Annotated in this window: 21 protein-coding genes; 10 read left to right on the forward strand and 11 right to left on the reverse strand. The window is 71.9% G+C overall.

Translation table 11 applies throughout. The features are described 5' to 3' along the window. The first annotated feature begins 24 nt into the window (after positions 1-24). The 4 genes from KBX46_RS12135 to KBX46_RS12150 all read left to right on the forward strand — a co-directional run bounded on the left by KBX46_RS12135 (position 25) and on the right by KBX46_RS12150 (position 4,081). A complete protein-coding gene (locus KBX46_RS12135; protein ID WP_247667364.1) occupies positions 25-537 on the forward strand; it encodes a hypothetical protein in 513 nt (170 codons plus the stop codon). A 244-nt stretch (positions 538-781) separates the two neighbouring features. Further along, positions 782-1,555: a helix-turn-helix domain-containing protein gene (locus KBX46_RS12140; protein WP_210792563.1), complete on the forward strand. Its 774-nt coding sequence runs from the start codon at positions 782-784 to the stop codon at positions 1,553-1,555. A 112-nt stretch (positions 1,556-1,667) separates the two neighbouring features. Continuing rightward, positions 1,668-3,008, forward strand: a complete 1,341-nt coding sequence (locus KBX46_RS12145) for a vanadium-dependent haloperoxidase (RefSeq protein WP_210792564.1) — start codon at positions 1,668-1,670, stop codon at positions 3,006-3,008. Positions 3,009-3,148: 140 nt separating this feature from the next. Next, a complete protein-coding gene (locus KBX46_RS12150; protein WP_088951151.1) occupies positions 3,149-4,081 on the forward strand; it encodes an alpha/beta fold hydrolase in 933 nt (310 codons plus the stop codon). Positions 4,082-4,085: 4 nt separating this feature from the next. On the opposite strand, the gene KBX46_RS12155 is transcribed toward KBX46_RS12150, so the two are convergent. Further along, a complete protein-coding gene (locus tag KBX46_RS12155) occupies positions 4,086-4,451 on the reverse strand; it encodes a hypothetical protein (protein ID WP_088951150.1) in 366 nt (121 codons plus the stop codon). After that, the gene (locus tag KBX46_RS12160; RefSeq protein ID WP_210792565.1) at positions 4,448-7,309 is read right to left on the reverse strand and encodes an SseB family protein; all 2,862 of its coding nucleotides are present in this window, start codon (positions 7,307-7,309) and stop codon (positions 4,448-4,450) included. The genes KBX46_RS12155 and KBX46_RS12160 overlap by 4 nt, the downstream gene beginning before the upstream one ends. A gap of 151 nt (positions 7,310-7,460) precedes the next feature. On the opposite strand from KBX46_RS12160, the gene mycP reads away from it, so the two are divergent. Beyond that, entirely contained in the window at positions 7,461-8,684 is a 1,224-nt protein-coding gene (gene mycP / locus KBX46_RS12165) for a type VII secretion-associated serine protease mycosin (RefSeq protein ID WP_210792566.1), read from the forward strand. A gap of 85 nt (positions 8,685-8,769) precedes the next feature. Here the strand turns inward: mycP and KBX46_RS12170 are convergent, their stop codons facing one another. Beyond that, the gene (locus tag KBX46_RS12170) at positions 8,770-9,063 is read right to left on the reverse strand and encodes a WXG100 family type VII secretion target (RefSeq protein WP_088951148.1); all 294 of its coding nucleotides are present in this window, start codon (positions 9,061-9,063) and stop codon (positions 8,770-8,772) included. Positions 9,064-9,085: 22 nt separating this feature from the next. Then, positions 9,086-9,406, reverse strand: coding sequence for a WXG100 family type VII secretion target (locus tag KBX46_RS12175; protein WP_088951147.1), 321 nt, complete (start codon positions 9,404-9,406; stop codon positions 9,086-9,088). Between the two features lie 365 nt (positions 9,407-9,771). Between KBX46_RS12175 and eccE the strand changes: the two genes are divergently transcribed. The 4 genes from eccE to rarD all read left to right on the forward strand — a co-directional run bounded on the left by eccE (position 9,772) and on the right by rarD (position 13,576). Further along, positions 9,772-11,604, forward strand: a complete 1,833-nt coding sequence (gene eccE / locus KBX46_RS12180) for a type VII secretion protein EccE (RefSeq protein ID WP_374224963.1) — start codon at positions 9,772-9,774, stop codon at positions 11,602-11,604. Between the two features lie 61 nt (positions 11,605-11,665). Then, positions 11,666-12,052: a phage holin family protein gene (locus tag KBX46_RS12185; RefSeq protein WP_088951145.1), complete on the forward strand. Its 387-nt coding sequence runs from the start codon at positions 11,666-11,668 to the stop codon at positions 12,050-12,052. A gap of 112 nt (positions 12,053-12,164) precedes the next feature. Then, positions 12,165-12,662 (forward strand): GNAT family N-acetyltransferase, encoded by a 498-nt coding sequence (locus KBX46_RS12190; protein ID WP_088951144.1) that lies wholly within the window; start codon positions 12,165-12,167, stop codon positions 12,660-12,662. Further along, positions 12,659-13,576, forward strand: a complete 918-nt coding sequence (gene rarD / locus KBX46_RS12195; RefSeq protein WP_088951143.1) for an EamA family transporter RarD — start codon at positions 12,659-12,661, stop codon at positions 13,574-13,576. Before KBX46_RS12190 ends, rarD begins: the two co-directional genes overlap by 4 nt. Before the next feature lie 22 nt (positions 13,577-13,598). Here rarD and KBX46_RS12200 read toward each other — a convergent pair whose 3' ends face one another. The 3 genes from KBX46_RS12200 to KBX46_RS12210 form a co-directional block, all read right to left on the reverse strand. After that, positions 13,599-14,318, reverse strand: coding sequence for an anti-sigma factor (locus KBX46_RS12200; RefSeq protein WP_088951142.1), 720 nt, complete (start codon positions 14,316-14,318; stop codon positions 13,599-13,601). Continuing rightward, a complete protein-coding gene (locus KBX46_RS12205) occupies positions 14,315-14,830 on the reverse strand; it encodes a sigma-70 family RNA polymerase sigma factor (RefSeq protein ID WP_088952145.1) in 516 nt (171 codons plus the stop codon). The genes KBX46_RS12200 and KBX46_RS12205 overlap by 4 nt, the downstream gene beginning before the upstream one ends. Positions 14,831-15,137: 307 nt before the next feature. Continuing rightward, positions 15,138-15,920 carry an IclR family transcriptional regulator gene (locus tag KBX46_RS12210; RefSeq protein ID WP_088951141.1) on the reverse strand — a complete coding sequence of 261 codons (783 nt, stop codon included), beginning with the start codon at positions 15,918-15,920 and terminating at the stop codon, positions 15,138-15,140. A 154-nt stretch (positions 15,921-16,074) separates the two neighbouring features. Between KBX46_RS12210 and KBX46_RS12215 the strand changes: the two genes are divergently transcribed. Beyond that, positions 16,075-17,304: an MFS transporter gene (locus KBX46_RS12215; RefSeq protein WP_210792568.1), complete on the forward strand. Its 1,230-nt coding sequence runs from the start codon at positions 16,075-16,077 to the stop codon at positions 17,302-17,304. Here KBX46_RS12215 and KBX46_RS12220 read toward each other — a convergent pair. From KBX46_RS12220 to nuoL, 4 genes are all read right to left on the reverse strand, one after another. Beyond that, positions 17,280-18,365 (reverse strand): polyprenyl synthetase family protein, encoded by a 1,086-nt coding sequence (locus KBX46_RS12220; RefSeq protein ID WP_141907608.1) that lies wholly within the window; start codon positions 18,363-18,365, stop codon positions 17,280-17,282. The genes KBX46_RS12215 and KBX46_RS12220 overlap by 25 nt on opposite strands. A gap of 90 nt (positions 18,366-18,455) precedes the next feature. Beyond that, the gene (gene nuoN, locus KBX46_RS12225) at positions 18,456-20,009 is read right to left on the reverse strand and encodes an NADH-quinone oxidoreductase subunit NuoN (RefSeq protein ID WP_088951138.1); all 1,554 of its coding nucleotides are present in this window, start codon (positions 20,007-20,009) and stop codon (positions 18,456-18,458) included. Next, positions 20,006-21,541: an NADH-quinone oxidoreductase subunit M gene (locus tag KBX46_RS12230; protein WP_088951137.1), complete on the reverse strand. Its 1,536-nt coding sequence runs from the start codon at positions 21,539-21,541 to the stop codon at positions 20,006-20,008. Before KBX46_RS12230 ends, nuoN begins: the two co-directional genes overlap by 4 nt. A gap of 64 nt (positions 21,542-21,605) precedes the next feature. After that, entirely contained in the window at positions 21,606-23,531 is a 1,926-nt protein-coding gene (gene nuoL / locus KBX46_RS12235; RefSeq protein ID WP_088951136.1) for an NADH-quinone oxidoreductase subunit L, read from the reverse strand. Position 23,532: the final 1 nt, after the last annotated feature.

Genomic DNA, 23,532 nt, shown 5'->3' on the forward strand with positions numbered 1-23,532 from the left:
CGCCGCCCTTTGTCCCACCGACAGGTGGAACCCGGCGACCTGCTGGAACGTCCCATCACCGTGCACCTCGCCTCACGCGTCACCCTCCTCGCCGCGCTCCTCCTGCTGCCCCTGACCGCGTGCGCCGACCCGAAGGGTGCGGGCCCCCTGGCTGCTCCCTCGGCCTCCGACGTCCCGACACCGGACGCGCCCACCTCGCGCGCATTCAGGCCCGCCCAGCCCGCAGCGACGCCCTCACCGGCCTTCACACCGCCGCTGTCGCGCACACTCCCGCCGTCCATCGGCATTCCGTCAAAGCCGCCAAAGCCGACACCGCCGACCGACCTACGAGACAGCAGCCTGATCGCGGGCCACATCACCCGGGGCGGTGCCGGCCCCTGCTACAGCCTCGTCGCCGAGGACGGCCGCGCGTACGCCCTGCACGGCCCGGGCTACGGCAACCTGACCGAGGGCAGTTTCGTCACCCTGCGGATCGTCGCCAGGTCATCCGAGGTGGACTGCGGTGTGGGTGTCCCCGTGAGCATCGTCATGCGTTGACCCCGTCGGGTAGACCCTGACCGGGGTGACGAATCGAACACCGTCGCCACGCCCACTCACGTCGTCCGGCACTTGACGCAGAGTCGCCATCCAAGCACGATCATCGATGTCGATGGTGGACCGGCACCTGCGCTGACGACGCCGCAGCCGACCACCACCTCGGCATCGTCCACGGGGGTGGTCAGGCTTGTCAGGTGGAATCTGGTCGGACACAGACGGCAGCGGTGCAGACCCGCTCTGGAGGGTGAATTCCACGCCACTCGACGCCGCCATGGTGTCGGCGGTGGAGTTGCGACTGCTGCTCGCCGCCCGACAGCGGGAGTTGGTCCGCGCCCAGCATCGTCTGATCGCCCAGTACGCCCAGTTGGAACAACTGGAGGAGCACCGAAGTTCGGCCGCGCTCGGCCCGGACGATGTCGTACGGGACTGGGCGGCGTTCACCCGGCTCTCCGGTCGATTGGCCACCGACGCGCCGGAGGACTGCCGAATCCTGCTCGGCATGCCGCCGGACCCCGCCGCCGGGGAGCCCGACCTGGCTCCGGAGCCACGGCACCGCACGATCCTCGACCGACGACTCCTCGAACGTCCCGGTGGCCTCAACCGCGCCGACCGAGCCGCCCGACCGGAAGGTCAGGTCCGGATAGTCGGGGAGGTGCCCATCTCGATGGTGGTCTCCGCGAAAATGGCCGTGGTCGCACCAATCGGCACCCACCGGTCGGTCGGCTGGGTGCTGCGCGCGCCGGCGCTGGTCGATCTGGCGGGCCACTACTTCGACAGCCTCTGGCGGCAGTCACAGCCCCTGTCCACCTCGAGGGACGCAGGCAGGGACGCGCCGTCGGAGGTGCAGCTGCAGATTCTTCGGCTCGCCGCGCACGGCGCCAAGGACGAGGCCATCGCCCGCAGCCTGGGGCGCAGCCCACGATGGGTCCGGCGGCACTTCGAGTTGCTGGCCGAGCGACTCGGCGCGTCCAACAGGCTCACCGTCGGCATCGCCGCCGCCCGCCGCGGCTGGGTCTGACCTTGCAACTTGCGGAACGTGACCGCTTCGCCCTTCTCCGTGATCAAACCGTCCCAGATCATCGACGTAAGCCGATAGAGATCCTATGGCTCACGTCCGGGAAGGGACCACGTTGAACACAAGAGTGAAGCTGGGACGGCTGGTCGCGGTATTCGCCGCGGTCGTCGTCGGGGGCGGCGTCATCACACCCACGTCCGCCAGCGCCATTCCTCCCGACTTCGACCATGTCGTCTACTGGAACGACGTCCTACTGGACGCCTTCCGCACCAGCAACGGCCCACCCACCACGTTGTCCCGCGCCGGCGCGATGATGCACCTGGCCATGTACGACACCTCGATCTCCATGGGCGGAACCGGGGCGCCCTACATCGCGAAGGTGTCCCCGATCCCCAACTTCAGTTACGACCGCGACACCAACCTCGACGTCGCCGCGTACGACGTACTCCGGACGCTGTTCCCCGCCCAGGCCAGCTACTTCACCGCCAGGTTCAACGACGCCCGGCAGGCCGACCCGCCGATCGGCGAGCCGGGACCCGAGGGGTGGAGCAGGAGCATCGGCGAGACGGCCGCACGCAACATCATCAACGCCCGTGCGAACGACGGCTCGACCAACAACGCCGGGTACACCGCCAGCAACACCGCCGGACAGTGGCGGCCAACCGGTTCCGGCGCGGCCGTCGGCCCCAACTGGGGTTTGGTGAAACCCTTCGCCCTGACGTCCGGTTCCCAGTTCCGCCCACCGCTGCCCGGGGGCTTCGGCACGGTGTCCGCGATGCTGACCAGCAGCGCCTACGCCGCCCAGGTCAACGAGGTGAAGAGGCTGGGCTCGGCCACCGCGCCACTGACCGACCGGAACGCCGACCAGACGCAGCAGGCCTTCTTCTGGGCCAACGACGTGAGTGGCACCTACAAGCCGCCGGGTCAACTCTTCGAGCACACCCAGATCGTCGCCAGCCAGCGGACCACGGACACCCCGCGACTCTTCGCCCTCGTCGCGATGGCCATGGCCGACGTCGCCATCGCCTCCTGGGACGCCAAATACAACACCAGCATCGACCTGTGGCGACCGGAGACGGCGATCGCCGAGCCGCAGAGCGACGGCAACGCGGCCACCGTTCCCAACGCCGCTTGGCGCCCGCTCTCCGTCGACCGCAACGGCACCCGGTTCTCCCCGCCGTTCCCGGCGTACATCTCGGGCCACGCCAGCTTCGCCGGCGCTTGGGCGGGTGTCATGAAGCGGTACTACGGCACCGATGCGATCGGATTCGTCGCGACCACCGAGGACCCGAACGCGGTGGGCGTCACCCGTTCGTTCACCAGTTTCAGCGCCGCAGCGACCGAGAACGCCCGCAGCCGCATCTACCTGGGCGTGCACTACCAGTGGGACGCAGACGCGGGCCTGAGCACCGGTGACGCGGTGGCCAACCGGGTCTTCAACATCTACCTGCGCTAGATCCGATCGGCGGCGTCCGGGTCGACGGTCCACGGACCGTCGACCCGGACCCTCGTGTCGGTAGGGGACAACCCGGGCCTTTCCCTGTTCAACGCGACCACCGGGGTCGTCAGCGGCAACCGGGTCCTAGGCTGTCTGCCATGACCGACCAGCGCGGCGGAGCCGTCGACGAGTCCTGTGTCCTCACCGAGGGGCCGTGGACGCACCGCTTCGTCGGCGCCAACGGCAGCCGGTTCCATGTGGTCGAGGCCGGCACCGGCCCGATGGTGCTCTTCCTGCACGGCTTTCCGGAGCACTGGTGGGCGTGGCACCAGATGCTCCCGGCGATCGCCGACGCCGGCTTCCGGGCGGTCGCCGTCGACCTGCGCGGTTACGGCGCCAGCGACAAACCACCCCGGGGGTACGACGGCTACACCCTCGCCGCCGACATCGCCGGATTGATCCGGGCGCTCGGTGAACGGTCGACGACGATCGTCGGCAGCGGCCTCGGCGGCATGGTGGCCTGGACGGTGGCCTCGTTCCACCCGTCCCTGGTCCGTCGGCTCGTGGTGCTGGGGGCACCGCACCCGCTGCGGCTGCGCACCGCCACCTTCGCCGACCCGCGCGGGCAGTTCGCCGCCTCCACCCTGGCGCTGAAGTTCCAGCTACCCCGCTACGAGCACGTGCTGACCCGGGACGGCGCGGCGGCCATCGGGGAGATCCTGCACCGTTGGGGTGGGCCGCGCTGGGTGGCCGGGTCGGAGTTCGAGGCGTACGCCGAGCGGTGTCGGGAGGCGATGTGCATCCCGCAGGCCGCGTTCTGTGCCCTGGAGGGGTACCGCTGGGCGTTCCGCTCGCTGCTGCGGCTGCACGGCTACCGGTTCGTCCGCCTCATGCAGAAGCCGCTGTCCACTCCGACCCTGCAATTGCACGGCGCGCTGGACGTCGCCTCCCTGCCGCGCACCGCCCTGGGCTCCGGCCGCTACGTCGTCGCCCCGTACGAGTGGCGGCTGCTAGACGGGGTGGGGCACTTCCCGCACCTGGAGGCACCGGAGCTGGTGCTCGGCGAAATCCTGCGCTGGGCCAAGACCTGACCGGTCAGACCCGCTGCTCCCGCAGGTCGGTGACCTCGGCGGCCGGCGCCCAGCCCTGGTAGACGCCGAAGTCGAAGACCTCCAGCCGCATCGCCTCCGCCACCGGCCAGCGGCCACCGGTGTATTCGACCCGCAGCCAGGCGTCGTGCTCGCCGAGCACGATGAACGGCTGCCCCTGCCACGTGCAGGTGGTGCGCACGTACGCCAGATCCTCGATCTCGCTCGCCGGCAGCACCCGGACGTACCGGCCCGCGCGGACCTCCTCGAAGCCCTCGCCCGGCTCGGGCTGATAGAGGCGGATGTTGTCGCCGTCCGGGCTGGCCTGGTATTCCCGACCCTGCCAACGGGCCACGTAACCGTCGCGCATCACGCCTCCCCGACCCGTCGCCAGACCACCGCGTCGGTGTCGAGCTCCGCGATGACCCGCTCGGTGCCGTCCGCAGCGACCCGCCACAGCTGCGCGCCGTGCGGGAGGCGCGCGCTGTCCACCTTGAACTCGGCCACCACGTCGCTGCTCTCACCCGGGGCGAAGCCGTTGCCCCGGAACGGTGGGCGCTCGATGACCCAGCCCTCCATGGCCCGCATCGCCGCCTCGTTCTGACCGCCGTACGGAATGCGGTAGAGGCTCGGCCGGTGCGCCGGCCAGCGCAGCACGTAGATCTCCTCGGCGTCCCGGGAGAACGGGGATCCGGGGTAGCTGAGGCCGAGCGCGTCGTGCACCTGAGCCGGCGTGGTCAGGTGCGCCAGCTCACCGGCACGGTGCACGAAGCCGGAGACCCGGTCGTAGCCCCGATCCAGGTAGTAGGCGAGCTGGCTGGGCGCGATCGCCTTCTGCATGACCGTCGGTCGGGTCGGGTCGACGGCCGCCGGAGCGTACCGGGGGCGGGCGGCGGGCTCCGCCACGGCCGGCGCTTCCTCCTGGTCCACCTCCAGGTCGTCACCGAGCCCCACCTCGGCAGCCCAGTTGGCCAACGCGATGATCTGCTCCCCGGGCAGCTTGGCGCCGACCGGGGTGCCCGGGTTGACGGCGAACGACCAGTCTTCGTCCGGCCAGCGCCGGATCAGTTGGGCGAACTTCACCCGGACCGTGTCGACGTCACCCTCGAAGTGGTCGGCGAGGCGCTCCGGCGATGTGTAGACCACCACGTACGTCTCGCCGTCGAGTTGTGCCGTACGCCAGACGAAGCCCGCATCGCCGGGGCGGCTTCCCCGCAGCGATTCGGGTGCGGCCGGCAGCAGGACCCGGGCCAGCAGCAGGGTGGACAGGAACGTGTCGGTGCTTCCGGAGCCGGCGGCGCCGAGCAGGTCCTCCTCGACCGTGTTGGCCGGGTCGAACTCGACCACCGCCGGTTCGTCGGCCGGCGGGCGCTGCCCATCGCCGGTGGTGGCGCTCTCGCTGGTCGGATCCGCGCTGGTCACGCCAACCGACGGGCTGTCGGTGTCGGCGCGCTCGGCACCGGCCGGATCGCCGGCGCGGACACCGCTCACGTCGCCGGCCTCCGCCGGCCCTGCGGGGCGCGGGGTGGACGGGCTCGTGGCGGGCTGCACGGGGACGAACGACGCCGGACCGGACGGGCGGGGACCGGCTGACGACGGCTCGAACAGACCCGGCCCGGCGTGCGTCGTGCCGAAGGGTGGCGGGGCGGTCTCGGCGGGGCGGGGCCCTCGGGGAGGGCCGGCCGGGCCGCTGGTCTCGACCGGGTCGGTGAGGTCGCGGGACTCGATGATGGTGCCCTCGATGACGATGGGCGTGAAGCCGCGGCGTGGTGCGGGCGGACCGGAGACCGGTTCCGCGGCCGACACCTCCTCCACCGGGGCGAACCGGTTCGGCAGGTCGCGTGGGATCGCCTGGGTCTCGTCCGCCGGCGGGCTCGGCCGCGCCGATGACCGGGTCGGCGGGGACTCACCGGTCGTCCGGAAGTCGCGGGTGACCTCCTCCGCCGCCGGGTCGGGCCGGCGGGGAGGCAGCGGCTGGGTGACTTCCTCACCGGGTGCCGGTGCGCGTACCCCTCGGGACGTGCCGAGGTCGCCCGCCGGCTGTCGAAGTGGCCGGGTGGCGTCCGGATCCGCCATCGGGAAGGCGCGGGTCGCGGTCTCGTCGGCGGGCCCGTCGGCCGGACGGCGGCGTGGGAACGGCTGGCTGCCGAGCCCGAAGCGCGTCGGTGGTGCCGCCCGGTCCCCGGGGCGGCCCCCACTCGCGTTCGGGTCGGCTGCCCGGTCCCGGACGGGGGTCGGTTCGAAGAAGGAACGTCGAGCGGCCTGCGGACCGCCGTTGCCGTTGCCCCCGGTCAGGCCGTCGTCGCCCGGCCGGTCCGCCGCCGGCCAGCCCGCGCCGAACCTCGACTGGTCGGTGGTGGGACGTTCGACGGGCGTCAACGGTGCGAACCGGGACGGCCGAGCGGAGCGGGGAAGGGCGCCGGTGCCCGGCAGGCCGGGTCGCGGCGGCTCGGTCGGGTGGCGCTGACCGGCGGCCGGCAGGTCCTCCTCGCCGGGTCGGCGGGACGGATCAGCGGTGCCGGGCGTCCCGGACGCCGGGGCAGCGACCCGAGGCGACACACCCTGCGAGGGCCTCCGAGGGGAGACCGGAGCAGACGGGACCGCAGCGGGCGGCACGGCGGCGAGCGGACTCGGGGCGAGCGGACTCGGCGCAGGCGGAACCGGGGCAGGCCGACCTGGGGCAGCCGGGGCCGCCGGGGCCGGCTCGGACCCGGGCGACGACGTACCCGCCCCGGAGGGCCGACCAGCGGCTGGCGCGGTGTCCCGGCCGGGCGGGCCGGTCCGGGTGCGGGCGAGGGTTTCGACCCGCTCCAGGCGGGCGCGGGCACCCATGGCGCGGCCGGGCAGGCGCACGTCGCCCCGGGAGAGTTGAGCCACGAACCAGGCCGGCAGGTAGCCCTCGACCGGCAGACCGGGGTTGACGGCGAGCCACCACTCGTGGTTTGGCCAGCCGACCGCGAGGTCGGTGAAGGGGACACGACGGTTGCTGCCGGGGTGATCGCCGAGGCAGGCCCGCAGTGCGGCCGCGGAGGTGAAGGCCAGGACGTGGGTCCGGCCGCCGGTGGTCCAGGTGCCCCAGTCGGCGGCTGGCTGGCCGGGTTGCGTCGGGGCGGCGACCGGCAACAGCAGATCGGTGCGGGACAGGAGTCGGAAGTAAAGCTCCTGGTCATTGGCGCGCAGCGCGTCGCGCATCGCCACCTCGGCCTCCGTGGCCGGCTCCCATGCGGTCACGGCCACCTCCCCTTCCGAGAACAGGCCACAGGTATCGCGTACAACCTACAAGGTGGTATCAAGATCACAATGGCTGGCCGTCGGCGGCCTGCCGGGGCGCGGATGAGGCGATAACATCCGTACCGGAGCCGACACGATACGGAGGCTGTCGATGTCCCGATCGATCGCGCGCCCGGTCCTCGCAGGTCTGGCCGCCAGCCTGTTGACCGTACCGGCCCTCCCGACCGTCGCCGCCACCGCCAGGCTCCGTGCGGCACCGGCCTGTGCGACCTCGCTCGCCCCGGCCCGGCCGGTCACGGCCGCGCCCTGGCCACAGCAACGGTACGATCCCGCCCGGCTCGCGCCCCTGGCCACCGGCACCGGGGTGACCGTCGCGGTGGTCGACTCCGGGGTGGACCGGGCGCACCCCCAACTGGCCGATCGCGTGCTGGCCGGCACCGACCTGCTCGACCCCGGCGGCGACGGCAGTCGGGACTGCGCCGGGCACGGCACCGGCGTGGCGAGCATCATCGCGGCGACACCCCGCGCAGGGGTCGCCTTCCAGGGTCTCGCACCGGATGCCCGGATCCTGCCGGTGCGGGTGAGTGAGCAGCAGGTGGTGCAGGGGCGGGAATCGGGGCGAACGGTCAGCGCTGGCGAGTTCGCGCAGGCCATCCGCTGGGCCGTCGACCACGACGCCGACGTGGTGAACCTGTCCGTGGTGCTGTATGCGGACGACCCGGAGGTCCGCTCGGCCGTGCGGTACGCGGTCGACCGGGACGTGGTGCTGGTGGCCGCAGCCGGCAACCTGCACGACAGCGGTGACCCCCAACCGTTCCCCGCCGGCTACGACGGGGTGCTCGGCGTGGGTGCGATCGGGGCGGACGGTGGACGGGCGACGTTCTCGCAGACCGGCCCGTACGTCGACCTGGTCGCACCGGGCAGCGAGGTGCTGACCGCCGCCCCCGGCGCGGGCCACCATCAGGTCGAGGGCACCAGCTACGCGGCACCCTTCGTGGCCGCCACCGCCGCGTTGCTGCGCCAGTATCGACCGGAGCTGACCGCGGCCCAGGTGGCGGAGCGGATCATCGCCACCGCCGATCCGGCTCCCGGCGCGGGCCACGGCGGCGGGTACGGCGCCGGCGTGCTGAACCCGTACCGGGCGGTCACCGAGACCAGCGGCAGCCGTGCGGGCGACCCTCGACCGGTCACCGCGCTCGCCGATGACCGGCCCGACCCGGCGGTGCTCGCCCACCGGGCCCGACGGGCGACGGCACGGGACCGGGCCCTGCTGGTCGGTGCGGTGGTCGGCACGACGGCGGCCACCGTGGTGCTGCTCGCCCTGGTGCTGCCCCGTGGTGGCCGCCGACGCTGGCGCCCGGCCGGCCAGGCCTGACCCGGTCAGCCCGCCGTCCTGGCCGCAGCGCGGCGGTGGCCGGGGCACCGACCTGGACATGGTCAGCGCTCCCGGCCCACCGCGCTCACTGGAACAGCCCGGTGTTCTTCTTCTCGGTGTCCAGATAGTCGTTGGCGGAGTCGCCCACCGCCAGCTTGATGTCACGCAGCATCGCCTGGAGGTCCTGAGAGGCGGAGCGCCACCGCGCCTGCCGCTGCTCGTAGGCCTCGCGGGCCTCGCCCGTCCAGCTCGCCACCAGCGGAGCGGCATCCCGCTCAAGCTGACCGAGTTGCGAGTCGAGCCTGTTCAGGGCCTTGTGGATGTCGGCGCCGGCCTGCTGAAGCGCGGCGAAGTTGACGACCAGCACACCATGGTCCATCGGATTTCCTTCCCGGGCGGGATCAGAGCGGCAGCTGGATGCCGCCGCGGTTGGTGCCGGCTACCCGGCTGGCCACCTCGTCGTCGGAGGCGTCGTACTGCCGGCCGGCGGTGCGGATCGCGCCGGCGGTCTCCCGCAGCGCCCGGTGCAATGCCGCCTGGTCCTGTGACCACTGCTGCTTGACCTGCTCGAACGATCGGCCGCCTGCGCCACGCCAGGCCTGCTGCAACACCTCCAGCTCGGCCAGCAGGCCGGTCAGCATGGACTGCAACGACTGGTCCACCTGCTCGAACTTCGCGGCGGTCTGCTGCATCACCGCGGCTTCTGCCTGCGTCTGGGACACCCCGATGTCACCTCGTCTCTCTGATCGCGCGTGGCTCTCGAACGCGCCCGCCCTGGGGGCGCGTCGTTCGCTTGGCCCGGTCGTCGAGCACTGAGACACGGGTCAGCGACGAACTTCGTGGCTGACGGTAGCGATCCCGTAGCAGTTCTGCTACCCCCCGCCTCTCCCCTGTGGACAACCACAGCAACCATCGGTCACTTACGATGTGCTGCAGCCACGTCGCGGCGCGTGACGGGCCGTCCGAGGGCGGCCGATCGCCCGACGCGGTCCCGACTGGTCGAGGAGGCACGGTGCCGGCGATCACCACCGGAGGGCCGCACCCGGCGACACGGGTCGGGCCGGGGCCGGGCGCCGTTCCCCGGGCGATCGGGCCGGGCCAACCCGCCGACCGCAGCCCGGGCCCGGCCGATCAGCGCGCACCGCGTCGCCGCTCGCCGTTCGGCCGTTGGGCGTCGCCCACTCCGGGCACCGGCACAGGGGTGCGGGCCGGTCAACTGGTCGCCGCGCAGGTCGCGGCGGCGCTCGTCCTCACCGCCCTGGGTCGACCCGCACCGGTCACCGCGGCCGCCGCACTGGTCGCCGTGCTGCTGGTGGCCGTCGCCGTGCTCCGGGTCCGGGGCCGGTGGCTCTTCGAGTGGCTGGGCACCGCCGCCGGGCATCTGACCCGTCGTCGGGAGCTGACCGCGCCGGCCGGAGCGGCCGACCTGCTCGACCTCGTCGCTCCGGGCACCGTCGTCCACTCGACCGAGCTGACCGGCGGGCCTGCGGCAGTGCTGGAGGACACCGAGGGCATGGTGGCGCTCCTGGAGCTCGGGGACCCGGGCGATCTGCTCGGCGACGCGTCCCGGGCCATCCCGGCGCCGTCCGCGTTGCTGCCCCAGACCGGGCCGGAAGCGCCCCCGCTCCGGGTGCAACTGCTGTTCAGTGGAGCACCGGCACCGGTGCCGGCCGCGGGTGGCACCGTCGGGACGTCGTACCGGCAGCTCACCGACGGGCGGCTCGCCGGGCGGGAACGGGCGGTGCTGGCGGTGCGGGTGCTGCGCGTCGACGGTTGGTCCGAGGAGGACCTTCGCCGGGTGCTCGCCGGCACCGTACGCCGGATCGTCCGCCGGCTCGGGTCGCTGACCGCGCGGCCGCTCGGCGTGCCGGCGGCGCTGCGTGTCCTGGGCGAGCTGGCCCATCACGACGGCGACCGGGTCCGGGAGTCCTGGCCGGCGCTCCGGTCCGGCACCCTGGTCCAGGCCACCTTCCGGCTGATCCGGTGGCCGGAAGGCACAGGTGCACGGCGGCTGGTGCCCCGGCTGCTCGCGCTCCCGGCAACCGCGACGACGGTGTCGATCTCCGCAGGGCCGGCACCGGTCACCTCCGCCGCCGGGGTGCCGACCGAGCTGACCGTGCGCCTGGCCGCTCAGACGGCGACCGAGCTGACCGCGGCCACCGAGGCCCTGGAGCGCCTGGTGAGCGACCTGGGCGGGGAGCTGCGGCGGCTCGACGGCGCACACCTGGGCGGGCTTGCCGCCACGCTGCCGTTGGCGCTGGCCACCCGGGAAGCTCAGCCCCGCCCCGCACTGGACGACTGGGATCTCACTCTGGGCGATGCCGGAATGATGGTCGGCACGAACCGGCACGGCGGGGCGGTCACCGTCCGACTGTTCCGGCCGGAGAGCACCCGGGTGCTGCTGGTCGGCGGGGTGCGCGCCGCCCAGCTGGTGGCCCTGCGCGCCCTGGCGCTCGGCGCCCTGGTGGTCGTGCAGACCTCCCGACCGCGCGTCTGGGAGCCGTTCGTCCGGGGAGTGGGCGCACCGGGCGGGACGATCCCGTTGATCCCACCCGGTCGACCGGTGGCCGACGGGGTGGGCAGTGCGCTGCGCCCGTTGCTGCTGGTCGTCGACGCCGGGCCGGTGCCGGCCGACGCCGAGCCGGGCCCGCCGTGGCGCGCCACTCTGGTGGTACGCGACGAGCTGACCCCGGCGGACGTGGACGCGTTGAGCCGGGTCGACCTGGCGCTGCTGCAACCGCTGAGCGTCACCGAGGCGGCGCTGGCCGGCACCGCGCTGGGGCTGGGTGGGTCGGCCGAGTGGTTGACCCGGATCCGGGACGACATGGTGGCCGTGGTCAACCGGCGGGCGCTGCGCTGGGCACTGCTCTCCCCCACGCCGATCGAGTCGCAACTGATCGGGCGTCCGGCTCGCGGCTGATCCACCGTGGTGGTCAACTGGCGGGTTACGTGGGTGCGTGGTCCGTGGCACGATCCCCGCCATGGGTTTTCTGAAAGGTCTGCTGATTCGGCTGGCCAGCACAGCGCTGGCTTTCTGGCTGGCCACACTCCTCATTCCGGGCATCTCTCTGGAGTCGAACTCCGCTGGCGAGACGGTGACCACGCTGCTCCTGGTGGCGGTGATCTTCGGCGTGGTCAACGCGGTTCTCCAGCCGCTCATCAAGACGGTCGGCTGCGGCTTCTACCTGCTGACCCTCGGTCTCATCGCGCTGGTGGTGAACGGGCTGCTGTTCCTGCTCACCAGCTGGATCGCCGACCAGGCCGGGCTGCCGTTCACCGTGGACGGTTTCTGGCCGGCCGCCGTGCTCGGTGCCCTCTTCGTGAGCATCGTGACCTGGATCCTGGGCGCCGTCCTCGACCGGGACTGACCGCCGACCGCACCGGCCCGCCCCGGGCTCCGGCCGGGGCCCGGGCAGGCCGGTGACCAGAGTTCGGGAATTGGCCGGCACGGGTCCCCACCTGGGCGGTTAGCGTCGCATCGTGTTCACGCTGACCCGCAACGACGGCTATCTGCTCAGCACCGACCCCGCTCTGCTCGACCTGGGCCTGGTGCACCACTGGTTGTCCACCGACGCGTACTGGGCACTCGGACGTGACCGGGCCACCGTCGACCGAGCGTTCGCCGGCTCCCTGCCGTTCGGCGTCTACCGGCCTGAGGACGGCCGCCAGGTCGCGGTGGCCCGGGTGGTCACCGACCGGGCCACCTTCGCCTGGCTCTGCGACGTGTACGTCGACCGCGCCGCCCGTGGTCGCGGTTTGGGCGGGTGGTTGGCCAGCGCGGCCCGCGACCACCTGGACGAGCTGGGCGTACGCCGGATCCTGCTGGCCACGAACGACGCACACCAGGTGTACGCGCAGGTGGGCTTCACGCCGCTCGACGTGCCGGAGCGGTGGATGAACCTCGACCGGCGGATCCCGGTGACCCCGGTCACCGGAAAGGAACAAAGCGACGGTACGCCCCTTACGGTGGAGGCGTGACGCCTCTCCGCCTGGGATACCTCTACGGCCTCGGCGCGTACCTGCTCTGGGGTTTCTTCCCGCTCTACCTCAAGCTGCTGCGGCCGGCCGGCCCACTGGAGATCCTGGCCCACCGGATCGTCTGGTCGGTGGTGTTCGTGGCCCTGCTGCTGGCCGCTCTGCGCAACGTCGGCTTCCTGCGGGCGCTGCTGCGTCGGCCCTGGGCGATGGCCGGGATGGTCGCCGCCGCCGCGCTGATCGCTGTCAACTGGGGCACCTACATCTACGGCGTCAATTCCGACCGGGTGGTGGAGACGGCGCTCGGCTACTTCATCAACCCGCTGGTCGTGGTGCTGCTCGGGGTGACGGTGCTGCGGGAGCGGCTACGCCCGGCGCAGTGGGTGGCGCTGGGGATCGGCGCGTCGGCGGTCGCGGTGCTCGCCGTGGACTACGGCCGGTTGCCGTGGCTGGCGTTGACCCTGGCGTTCAGCTTCGCCGGCTACGGCCTGGTCAAGAAGCGGCTGGGGCTGCCGCCCGCGGAAGGGCTCTTCGTCGAGTCGGCGGTGCTGGCGCTGCCGGCGCTGGGTTATCTCGGCTGGCTGATGGCGAGAGCCGACTCGACGTTCGGGCACGTCTCGGCCGGACACACCGCGCTGCTGGTGCTGGCCGGTGCGGCCACGGCGATCCCGCTGCTGATGTTCGCCGGGGCGGCCAACCGGCTGCCGCTGAGCAGCCTCGGCATGATCCAGTACCTGGCACCGATCCTCCAGCTCGGCTGCGGCGTGCTGATCTTCCACGAGCCGATGCCACCGGCCCGCCTCGCCGGCTTCGCGCTGGTCTGGCTCGCCCTGATCGTCTTCACCGCCGACGCGGTCCGCAACTCCCGCCGCACCCGGGCCCAGGCCCGGATCCTGGAACCCGTCCCCACCCCCTGACCGCCCATGCCCAGACGGGCGGTCAGGGCACCGCGTAGGTGAGCAGTGGTGTGCCGTCGGCTCGTTGCAGCTCCACGCTGACCAGCTCGGCGTCGGTGAACCTGGTGGCGCCGCTGAACTGGAGGGCGTCGCCGGGGGCCGCAAGCCAGGAGCCGATCTGCTCACTGGCGCCGTTCGGGCCGTGCGCCACCAGCCGGAACGGGTACGCCTTGCCATAGCTCGTCCGCGCGTCGTACCCGCACCGCATGGTCACCGCCGTGCCCCACTTGGTGCCGGACAGCCCGATGTCGGCGTGCACCGGCCCGGCGGTGGCCACCGGTCGCATGGCGACCATCGACACCTGCGTGGCCGGGGCGCTGGTCTGCGCCACGGGAGGCCCGGACGGGCCGGTGGGTCGGGGCAGCACCACGGCAGTGCCCACACCGACCATCAGGGCCAGCCCGGCAGCGGCCAGTGTGGTCAGCGCGTACCGTCGGCGGTCCGCGGAGCGGTCCCTCCTGCGGCGACGCCGGGCCTCCTCGATCAGCGCGGGCACCCGGGGCGGGGCCGGCGGCGGCAGGATCTGCTCCAACCCCGCCGGATCGAGACGCCCCAGCAACCCGGGCAGGACGGCGATCTCGGCAACCGCCTCCCGGCAGGAGGCGCAGCCGGAGAGGTGCCGCTCGTAGGCCGCCCGCTCGGCGGGGGCCAAGGCGCCCAGCACGTACGCGCCATCGTCGTACGCGAACTCACACTGCGTCATCCCGTCACCCCCATCTCGGCCAGCACCAACCGTAGAGACCGCAGCGCGTAGTGGGTGCGGGACTTCACGGTCCCCGGCGGTACGCCCAGCCGGGATGCCGCCTCGGCCACCGACCGCCCCTGGTAGAAGCACTCGACCAGCACCTCGCGGTGGGTCGGGCTGAGCCGGTTCAGCGCCTCGGCGACGGTCCACGCCTCCACCGCCCGCTCGGCCTCGTCGATCACGTCCGGCGGTTCGGGCAGATCGTCGGTGAACACCTCGCCGACCCGGGTGGACCGCCGCCGCCAGGCGTCGATGGCCAGGTTGCGGGCGGTCGTGAACAACCAGGACCGCACCGAACCGCGCTGCGGGTCGAGGGATTCCGGATGTCGCCAGGCCCGCAGCAGCGTCTCCTGCACCAGGTCCTCGGCGCGCTGCCGGTCCCCGTTGACCAGCCGCAGGGCGTGGGCGTACAGCGCCTCCGCGTGCTCGTCGTGCAGCGCGCGCAGCAGTTGGGCGTCGTGGTCGCTGATGGCGGTCTCCTCGCTTCCGGCGCGCGTCCGGCGGTGCGTTCGCTCGGGAATACGTGCCGTCACGCCGATCGGTTCAGCGCGAGGTCAGACCGGTTGCGTGCCGGTTGCCGCCCGCGAAGGTGTTCATGGAGGCTTCTCCCATGAGCGACCGCCCCCGGCTGCTCCCCCTGTTGACCGGCACCCGCCATGGCACCCGCGTCTCGGCGGCGGCCCGGTGGGCAGCTGACGTTGCTCAGGCGGTCCGGCGCTGGACCGCCGCGAGAGGCCCTCTCCCAGCCTGGGAGAGGGCCTCTCATGCGTGGGTGCGTCAGTTGTCGGAGGCGATGCCGTCGGCGACGCTGCGGGCCACGGTGAGCAGTTTGGCGCGCACCACCCGGGCGGAGGTCATCATTTCGCTGGCCGGCAACGCGCAGGCCAGCACGACGCGGCGTTCCATGTCCTTGTCCGGCGCGACGAGCACCGCCGCGCAGGCCACCCCCTGACGGAACTGGCCCATCTCCAACTGCATGCCGCGCCGGTCGCCGGCGGCCAGGTCGGCCTCGAACGTCTCGGTGGTGGTCAGCGTGGCCGTGGTGAACGGGCGCATGCCGTATTCGCGCAGGTAGCGGTTGCGCTGGTCGACAGTGAGGGTGGCGAGCAGCGACTTGCCCAGGGCCGTCGCGTGCGCCCCCTCGTCGAAGCCGGGGACCAGGTCCTCCAGGTAGGGCGACCGGTGCCCCTCGGCGACCGCCGTGAGGGCCACCTGACCGCCGACGAAGCGACCCAGGTAGTGGCTGTAGCCGGTGTCCAGTGCGGCCCGCCGCAGCGTCTCACCGACCGCTGGCGGGCCCCGGAACGCGGTCACCAGCTCCCTGTACCGGTCGGCCACCTCCAACCCCACGATGTACGTGCCGTCCTCGCGACGGATCACGTAGCCCTCGTAGGCCAGGGTGCGGACCAGGTGGTAGGTCGTGGCCACGGTCAGCTCGCACCGTCGAGCGATCTGCTTGACGGTCAGGCCTTTCGGGGCGCGACCGACCGACTCCAGCACCCGCAGCGCTCGGGACACGCTGCGGATCAGGTCCGAAGGTTCTGCCAAGGGGTCGCGCACAACCACCTCCGCCGCCGGGGACTTACACCATATGAAAAACAGGCCCGGTGCGAAATGCCTGTTCGGGTCGAGGATGCCAGATCACCATCCACTCGTTGTGCCCCGACCGTCACCAGGAGTGGCCTGAGCGAGTCTCACGTAGGTTTGCCGGACGATGACCAACAACGCCATCACCTCCGAACCGACCGTCGCCCCCTCCCACCCGATCAGGGCGAGCGCCGGCGCAGTGGCCACCACCGTGGCCTGCGTACTCCCCGTCTTTCTGCTCGGCGGTCTCGCCGTGCAGATGGGCAGGGACCTCGATTTCTCCCCGGCCGGCCTCGGCCTGGCCGTGTCCGTCTACTTCGGGGTAAGCGCGCTGGCCTCGGTGCCCTCCGGCCGCCTCGTCGAGCGGTACGGAGCGGCCCTGGTGGCCCGCTGCGGCATCGTGCTGGCCGCCGGGTCGATGCTGGCCGTGGCGGCCTTCGCCCGCTCGTACCCGGTGCTGGTCGGGTTGCTGGCGCTCAGCGCCGCCGCGAACGCGCTCGGCCAGTTGGCCAGCAACGCCGCGCTGGCCCAGCACGTGCCGGCCCGACGGCAGGGGCTGTCGTTCGGCGTCAAGCAGGCCGCCATCCCGGTCTCCACACTGCTGGCCGGGGCGGCGGTGCCCACCATCGCGCTGACCGTCGGCTGGCGCTGGGCGTTCGTGGCGGCGGCCGTGGTCGCGACGATGACGCTGGCGGTCGTACCCCGGCAGGTGCCCCTGCGGGCACGGCGGGCCGGCGCGACGCGCGCTGGCCGGGCCACTGCGGCGTTGGTGGTGGTCGGTGCGGCGGCGACGTTGGCCGCGGCCGCAGCGAACGCGCTGGGCACCTTCCTGGTGGACTCCGCGGCGGCCCGGGGCATGTCGCCGGGCCTCGCCGGCCTCACCCTGACGCTGGGCAGTGCGATCTGCGTGACCGCGCGGGTGGGTGCCGGCTGGCTGGCCGACCGCCGCGTCACCGGTCACGTCGCCGTCATCGCCGCGATGCTGGTCGTCGGTGCGGCCGGGCTGGGCCTGCTCGCGTTGACCGGCCCAGTGCCGCTGGTGGCCGGCGTGGTGCTCGGCTTCGGCCTGGGTTGGGCCTGGCCCGGCCTGATGACGTTCGCGGTGGTCAGACTCCACCCGCAGTCACCAGCCGCCGCCACCTCGATCACCCAGACCGGGGTGTACGCGGGCGGCTGCCTCGGCCCGTTGACCCTCGGCCCACTGGCCGCCCACCTCGGCTATCCGGCCATGTGGACCGCCTCGGCGGTGTCCATGCTGCTCGCGGCCGTCCTCATGCTCTGCGGTGGCCGCCTGTTGACCCGCGTCGCCAGTGCGGCGAGCCGGGGTGACGATCAGCTGGTGCGGTCGGCGATGTAGTCGCAGAGCGATTCGAGGGCGTGCCGGGACGGGCCCTCGGGCAGCGGGGCGAGGCGCGCACGGGCGTCCTCGGCGTAACTGCGCACGGTCTCCCGGGCGCGCTTGAGCGCGGGGCTCTCGCGCAGCAGACCCAACGCCTCGGCGTGCAGCGCGTCGTCGGTCAGCGGGCCGGTCGCCAGGATCTCCCGCAGTCGCACCGAGGACGCGTCGGAGTCGTCCGCCGCGCGGGCGTAGAGCACCGGCAGGGTCGGGACGCCCTCGCGCAGGTCCGTGCCGGGCGTCTTGCCCGACTGCACCGACTCGGAGGCGATGTCGAGCAGGTCGTCGGAGAGTTGGAAGGCGACGCCGATCGTCTCGCCGTATCCGGCGAGGGCCTCCACGTGCTCGGCCGGTGCGCCACCGAACATGCCGCCGAAGCGTGCCGACGTGGCGATCAGCGAGCCGGTCTTGTCGGCGATCACGTTGAGATAGTGGGTCACCGGGTCGTCGTCGGCGCGCGGCCCGACCGTCTCCGCGATCTGGCCGTGCACCAGCCGGGCGAAGGTGCGCGCCTGCAACCGGACCGCCTCTGGGCCCAGGTCGGCGGCGATGTCCGCCGCACGGGCGAAGAGATAGTCGCCGACCAGGATCGCGACCGAGTTGGTCCAGCGGGAGTTCGCGCTGGGCGCGCCCCGGCGGACGGCGGCCTCGTCCATCACGTCGTCGTGGTAGAGGGTCGCGAGGTGAGTGAGCTCCATCACCACGGCGGCCGGGACCACCTGCGCGCCGGTGGGATCACCGAACTGGGCACCGAGCGCCACCAGCAGCGGCCGGAAACGCTTGCCGCCGGCCTCCAGGAGGTGCCGGGCGGCCTCGGTGACGAACGGGTCGGCGCTGGACACACTGGCCCGCAGCTCGACCTCGACCGTCTCCAGCAGCCCCAGCACGGACGCCTCGACGCGGGGATCGGCGAGATTGAGGCCGAGCGCGCCGAACTGACTCGTGCTCGCCCGACCCCGCCGACCGCCGGAGCCGGAGGCACCTGAACGCTCGCCCGCCGGATTCACCACACCATCAACCATGCCACACCCGTTCGACCTGCTCCGGGTCGGGGATACGCACCGGGGGCCGGCACGTGAACACGCGCCGGCCCCCGGTGGTCGATCCTTCGGTCATCGCACGAATTCGGCAGCTCCGGTGGCCAGATCGAGCAGCGGCGCCGGGGCGATGCCCAGCACCAGAGTGGCCAGCACGCCGATCATCAGGGCGGCGGAGGTGAGCCCGCCGGGCACCATGACGGTCGGGGTGGACTCGCCCGGCTCGGAGAGCCACATCATCACCACGACCCGCAGGTACGGGAACGCCAGCACCATGCTGGTCAGCACACCGGCGATCACCAGCCAGGCCTGACCACCCTCCAGGGCCGGCCCGAAGATGGCGAACTTGCTGGTGAAGCCGCTGGTCAGCGGAATACCGGCGAAGGCCAGCAGGATGAAGGTGAACAGCCCGGCGAAGAACGGCGACCGCCGACCCAGCCCGGCCCAGCGGGACAGGTGGGTGGCCTCCCCGTCGGCGTCCCGCACCAGGGTCACCACCGCGAACGCGGCCAGCACCGAGAAGCCGTACGCGACCAGGTAGAACATCGTGCCGGAGAGCCCGTCGCGGCTCGGTGCCAGCACGCCGACCAGCAGGTAGCCGGCGTTGGCGATCGAGGAGTACGCGAGCAGCCGCTTGATGTCGGTCTGGGTGACCGCGAGCACTGCACCGATCAGCATGGTCAGCACCGCCACCGCGCCGAGGACCGGGGTGAAGTCCCAGGAGGCGTCGGTGAACGCGACGTGGAAGACGCGCAGCAGGGCACCGAACGCGGCGACCTTGGTGCAGGCCGCCATGAAGCCGGTGACCGGGGTCGGCGCGCCCTGGTACACGTCCGGGGTCCAGACGTGGAACGGCGCCGCCGCGGCCTTGAAGAGCAGACCGATCGAGAGCAGTGCCATGCCGGCGAAGAGCAGCACCTTGCTGGCCGGGGACTCGCTCACCGCCGCGTGGATGGTGGCGAAGTCGACGCCGGCCGTCCGGCCCGGGATGCCCGAGGTGAAGCCGTAGATCAGGGCCACGCCGAACAGGAAGAACGCGGAGGCGTACGCGCCGAGCAGGAAGTACTTCATCGCCGCCTCCTGGCTCAGCAGACGCCGGCGACGGGCCAGCGCGCAGAGCAGGTAGAGCGGAAGGGAGAAGACCTCCAGCGCGATGAACATGGTCAGCAGGTCGTTCGCCGCCACGAAGATCAGCATGCCGCCGATCGCGAACGTGGTGAGCGGGTAGACCTCGGTGAGGCCGTTGCGCCCCTCGGCCTGCCGCCGGTCGTCGGCCGACTCGGCGGTCACCGCGGCCTGGGCGACGAACGCCCCGCCCCGCTCGACCGAGCGGTCGCCGATCAGCAGCAGCGCCATCGCGGCCAGCACCAGGATCGCGCCCTGGAGGAACAGCGTCGGCCCGTCGATCGCGAGCGCCTGGCCGGCGGTGATGATCCGCTCATCGGCGCTGAGGACCACCATGGTCAGCGCCGCGAGCACCGCGAGCAGCGCAAGCGTCAGCTGCACCACGTGCCGCCAACGACGAGGCACCAGCGCCTCGACGAGCACGCCGAGCAACGCCGTGCCCAGCATGATCAGGATCGGGGAGATCGCCGCGTAGTCGATCGACGGCAGTTTCAGCTCGGTCACTTTGCCGCCTCCTGGACGGTGCCGCCCACGGACGGCGCCGGGTCGGTTCTGCCGATGTCGTCCATGGTCGCCTGGACGGCCGGGTTGATCACGTCAGTGACCGGCTTGGGGAAGAAGCCGAGCAGCACGATCAGCGCGATCAGTGGGGCGACCACGACCTTCTCGCGCAGGTTGAGGTCCTTGCGCATCCCGTCGACCTCGGTGAGAGCCGGGTTGAGCGTGCCCTGGGTGGTGCGCTGCACCATCCACAGCACGTACGCGGCGGCCAGGATGATGCCGAGCGTGGCGATGATCGCCACCGGCTTGTTCACCGTGAAGGTGCCGATCAGCACCAGGAACTCCGAGATGAACGGTGCCGTGCCAGGCAGTGCGAGCGAGGCGAGACCGGCGAAGAAGAGCACACCGGCGAGCACCGGGACCAGTTTGCCGGCGCCGCCGAAGTCGCTGATCAACGCCGAGCCGCGCCGGCTGATCAGCATGCCCACCACCAGGAAGAGCAGACCGGTGGCCAGCCCGTGGTTGAGCATGTAGAGCACCGCGCCGGTGCCGGCCTGGGTGGTGAAGGCGAAGATGCCCACCCCGATGAAGCCGAAGTGCGCGATCGAGGTGTACGACACCAGCCGCTTGAGGTCGTTCTGACCGACCGCCAGCAGCGCGGCGTAGACGATGCCGATCACGCCCAGCGCCAGCGCCCACGGCGCGAACCACTTCGACGCCTCCGGGAACAGCGGCAGGCAGTAGCGCAGGATGCCGAACGTGCCGACCTTGTCCAGCACACCGACCAGCAGTGCCGCCGCTCCCGCCGGGGCCGCACCACCGGCGTCGGGCAGCCAGGTGTGGAACGGGAAGAACGGCGCCTTGATGGCGAACGCGAGGAAGAAGCCGAGGAACAGCCACCGCTCGGTGCCGGTGCTGATGTCGACCTGGGACAACGCCTGCCAGTCGAAGGTCTTGCCACCGACCACCCACAGGCCGATCACCGCGGCCAGCATGAACAGACCGCCGACCAGCGAGTAGAGGAAGAACTTCACCGCCGCGTACTGCCGCTGGTGGCCGCCGTAGCTGCCGATCAGGAAGTACATCGGGACCAGCATGACCTCGAAGAACACGTAGAACAGGAAGACGTCGGCGGCCGCGAAGACACCGATCATCGTGCACTCGAGGACCAGCAGCAGCGCGAAGTAGACGGGCACCGACCGCTTCGACGACTCCGCGTCGTGCCAGGAGGCCAGGATCACCAGCGGCACCAGCACCGCGATCAGCATCAGCATCACCAGCGCGATGCCGTCGGCGGCGAAGGTGAAGCTGACGCCCCAGTTCGGGATCCACGAGTACGACTCGCGGAACTGGAACCGATCACCGCCTGCGTTGAAGCTGACCCACATCACCACCGAGAGCACCAGCACGAGCAGCGACCAGGCGAACGCCACCTGCTTGGCCAGCTCCGGCCTGTGGCGCGGCAGGAAGGCCACCACCAGGGCGCCCACCAGCGGCGCCACGGTGAGCACCGAGAGGAACGGGAAGTTGGACATTATGCGGCCTTACCTCCGTCGTCACTGCGTGGTCCGCCGGCGGGGGCGGCCGGGAACAGGTCGATCACGCCAACCACCCGGCCTGCACCGCCAGGAACGCCGCCATCACCAGCAGCGCACCGGCCAGGATCGAGGTGGCGTACGAGCGGACGAAGCCGGTCTGCATCCGCCGGAGCCGACCCGAGCCACCGCCGACCGCGGCGGCAAGCCCGTTGACCAGCCCGTCGATGCCCCGGTTGTCGAGGTACACCAGCGCCCGGGTGAGGAAGATGCCCGGCTTCTCGAAGACGGCCTCGTTGACCGCGTCGGTGTAGAGGTTGCGCCGGGCGGCGGTGACCAGCACCCCGGCCGGCTGCGGCGCGGTGGCCGTCCCGGCCCGGAACAGGAACCAGGCGAGCCCGGCACCGAGCACGGTGACCAGCAGCGACAGGGTGGTGATGACGGCGTGCGAGAGCACCGCCTCGTGCTCCCCGTGCTCGCCGCCCAGGCCGGCGGTGGCCGTCAGCCAGTCCGGAACGGACGTGGAGAGCAGGAAGCCGGCACCGACCGAGCCGACCGCCAGCAGGATCAGCGGGATCGTCATCAGCTTCGGCGACTCGTGCGGGTGCTCGATGTCCTCGGTCCACCGCTGCGGCCCGTGGAACGTGAGCACGAACAGCCGGGTCATGTAGAACGCGGTCAGTCCGGCACCGAGCAGCGCCGCACCGCCGAAGAGCCAGGCGGTCCAGTCCTCCCGCTCGAAGGCGGCCACGATGATCGGCTCCTTGGAGAAGAAGCCGGAGAACGGGAACATGCCGATGATGGCCAGCCAACCCATCATGAAGGTCAGCCAGGTGATCTTCATGTGCTTCGAGAGGCCACCGAAGCGGCGGATGTCGACCTGGTCCTTCATGCCGTGCATCACCGAGCCGGCGCCCAGGAACATGTTGGCCTTGAAGAAGCCGTGCGCCAGCAGGTGCACGATGGCCAGCGCGTACGCGCCACCGCCCAGGCCGACGCCGAGGAACATGTAGCCGATCTGGCTCACCGTCGACCAGGCGAGCACCCGCTTGATGTCGTCCTTGGCCGCGCCGATGATGCAGCCGATCAGCAGCGTGAGCGCGCCAACGCTGACCACCACGAGCTGGAGGGTCGAGTTGGCGGAGAAGATCGGATTGGACCGGGCGATCAGGTAGACGCCCGCGGTGACCATGGTGGCCGCGTGGATGAGCGCCGACACCGGGGTCGGGCCCTCCATCGCGTCCGGCAACCACGCCTGCAGCGGGAACTGACCGGACTTGCCGGCCGCACCGAGAAGCAGCAACAGGCCGAGGACCAGCACGGTGGTGCCGGTCAGCGCGCCAACGCCGTTGAACACCTCGTCGTACTGGGTGGTGCCCAGGGTGGCGAACATGATGAAGATGCCGATGGCCAGGCCGGCGTCGCCGACGCGGTTCATCAGGAACGCCTTCTTGCCGGCGGTGGCCGCGCTCGGCCGCTCGGTCCAGAAGGAGATCAGCAGGTACGACGCCAGACCGACGCCCTCCCAGCCGAAGTAGAGCATCACGTAGTTGTTGCCGAGCACCAGCAGCAGCATCGCCGCGACGAACAGGTTGAAGTACGCGAAGAACCGCCGACGACCCGCGTCGTGCGCCATGTACTCGACCGCGTACAGGTGGATCAGGAAGCCCACCCCGGTGATCAGCAGCACGAAGACCGCGGCCAGCGGGTCGAACAGCAGGCCGAAGTCGACGCGCAGGTCACCGACCGCGATGAAGTCCCAGAGGCTCAGCTCGACCGACTTGTTCTCCAGGCCACGCAGCTGGAAGAAGAAGGACAGGCCGAGCACGAAGGCGGCGCCGATGGCGGCAACACCCAACCAGTGCCCCCAGCGGTCGGCCCGCCGGCCGAGCAGCAGCAGGATGGCCGCGCTGAGCAGCGGGATCGCCACCAGCAGCCAGACGCCCCCGAGCAGCCCCGTGGCCTGGGCGTATTCCACAGTCTCTTCCACC

Source organism: Micromonospora sp. C81 (assembly GCF_018070425.1).
GTDB lineage: Bacteria > Actinomycetota > Actinomycetes > Mycobacteriales > Micromonosporaceae > Micromonospora > Micromonospora zamorensis.

Excerpts from the sequence above, each read along its gene's own strand:
- KBX46_RS12185 (WP_088951145.1), top strand. The coding sequence starts at position 11,666 with ATGGGTTTTCTGAAAGGTCTGCTGATTCGGCTGGCCAGCACAGCGCTG.
- KBX46_RS12220 (WP_141907608.1), bottom strand. The coding sequence starts at position 18,365 with ATGGTTGATGGTGTGGTGAATCCGGCGGGCGAGCGTTCAGGTGCCTCC.
- KBX46_RS12215 (WP_210792568.1), top strand. The coding sequence starts at position 16,075 with ATGACCAACAACGCCATCACCTCCGAACCGACCGTCGCCCCCTCCCAC.
- KBX46_RS12170 (WP_088951148.1), bottom strand. The coding sequence starts at position 9,063 with ATGGACCATGGTGTGCTGGTCGTCAACTTCGCCGCGCTTCAGCAGGCC.
- KBX46_RS12200 (WP_088951142.1), bottom strand. The coding sequence starts at position 14,318 with ATGACGCAGTGTGAGTTCGCGTACGACGATGGCGCGTACGTGCTGGGC.
- KBX46_RS12230 (WP_088951137.1), bottom strand. The coding sequence starts at position 21,541 with ATGTCCAACTTCCCGTTCCTCTCGGTGCTCACCGTGGCGCCGCTGGTG.
- KBX46_RS12150 (WP_088951151.1), top strand. The coding sequence starts at position 3,149 with ATGACCGACCAGCGCGGCGGAGCCGTCGACGAGTCCTGTGTCCTCACC.
- mycP (WP_210792566.1), top strand. The coding sequence starts at position 7,461 with ATGTCCCGATCGATCGCGCGCCCGGTCCTCGCAGGTCTGGCCGCCAGC.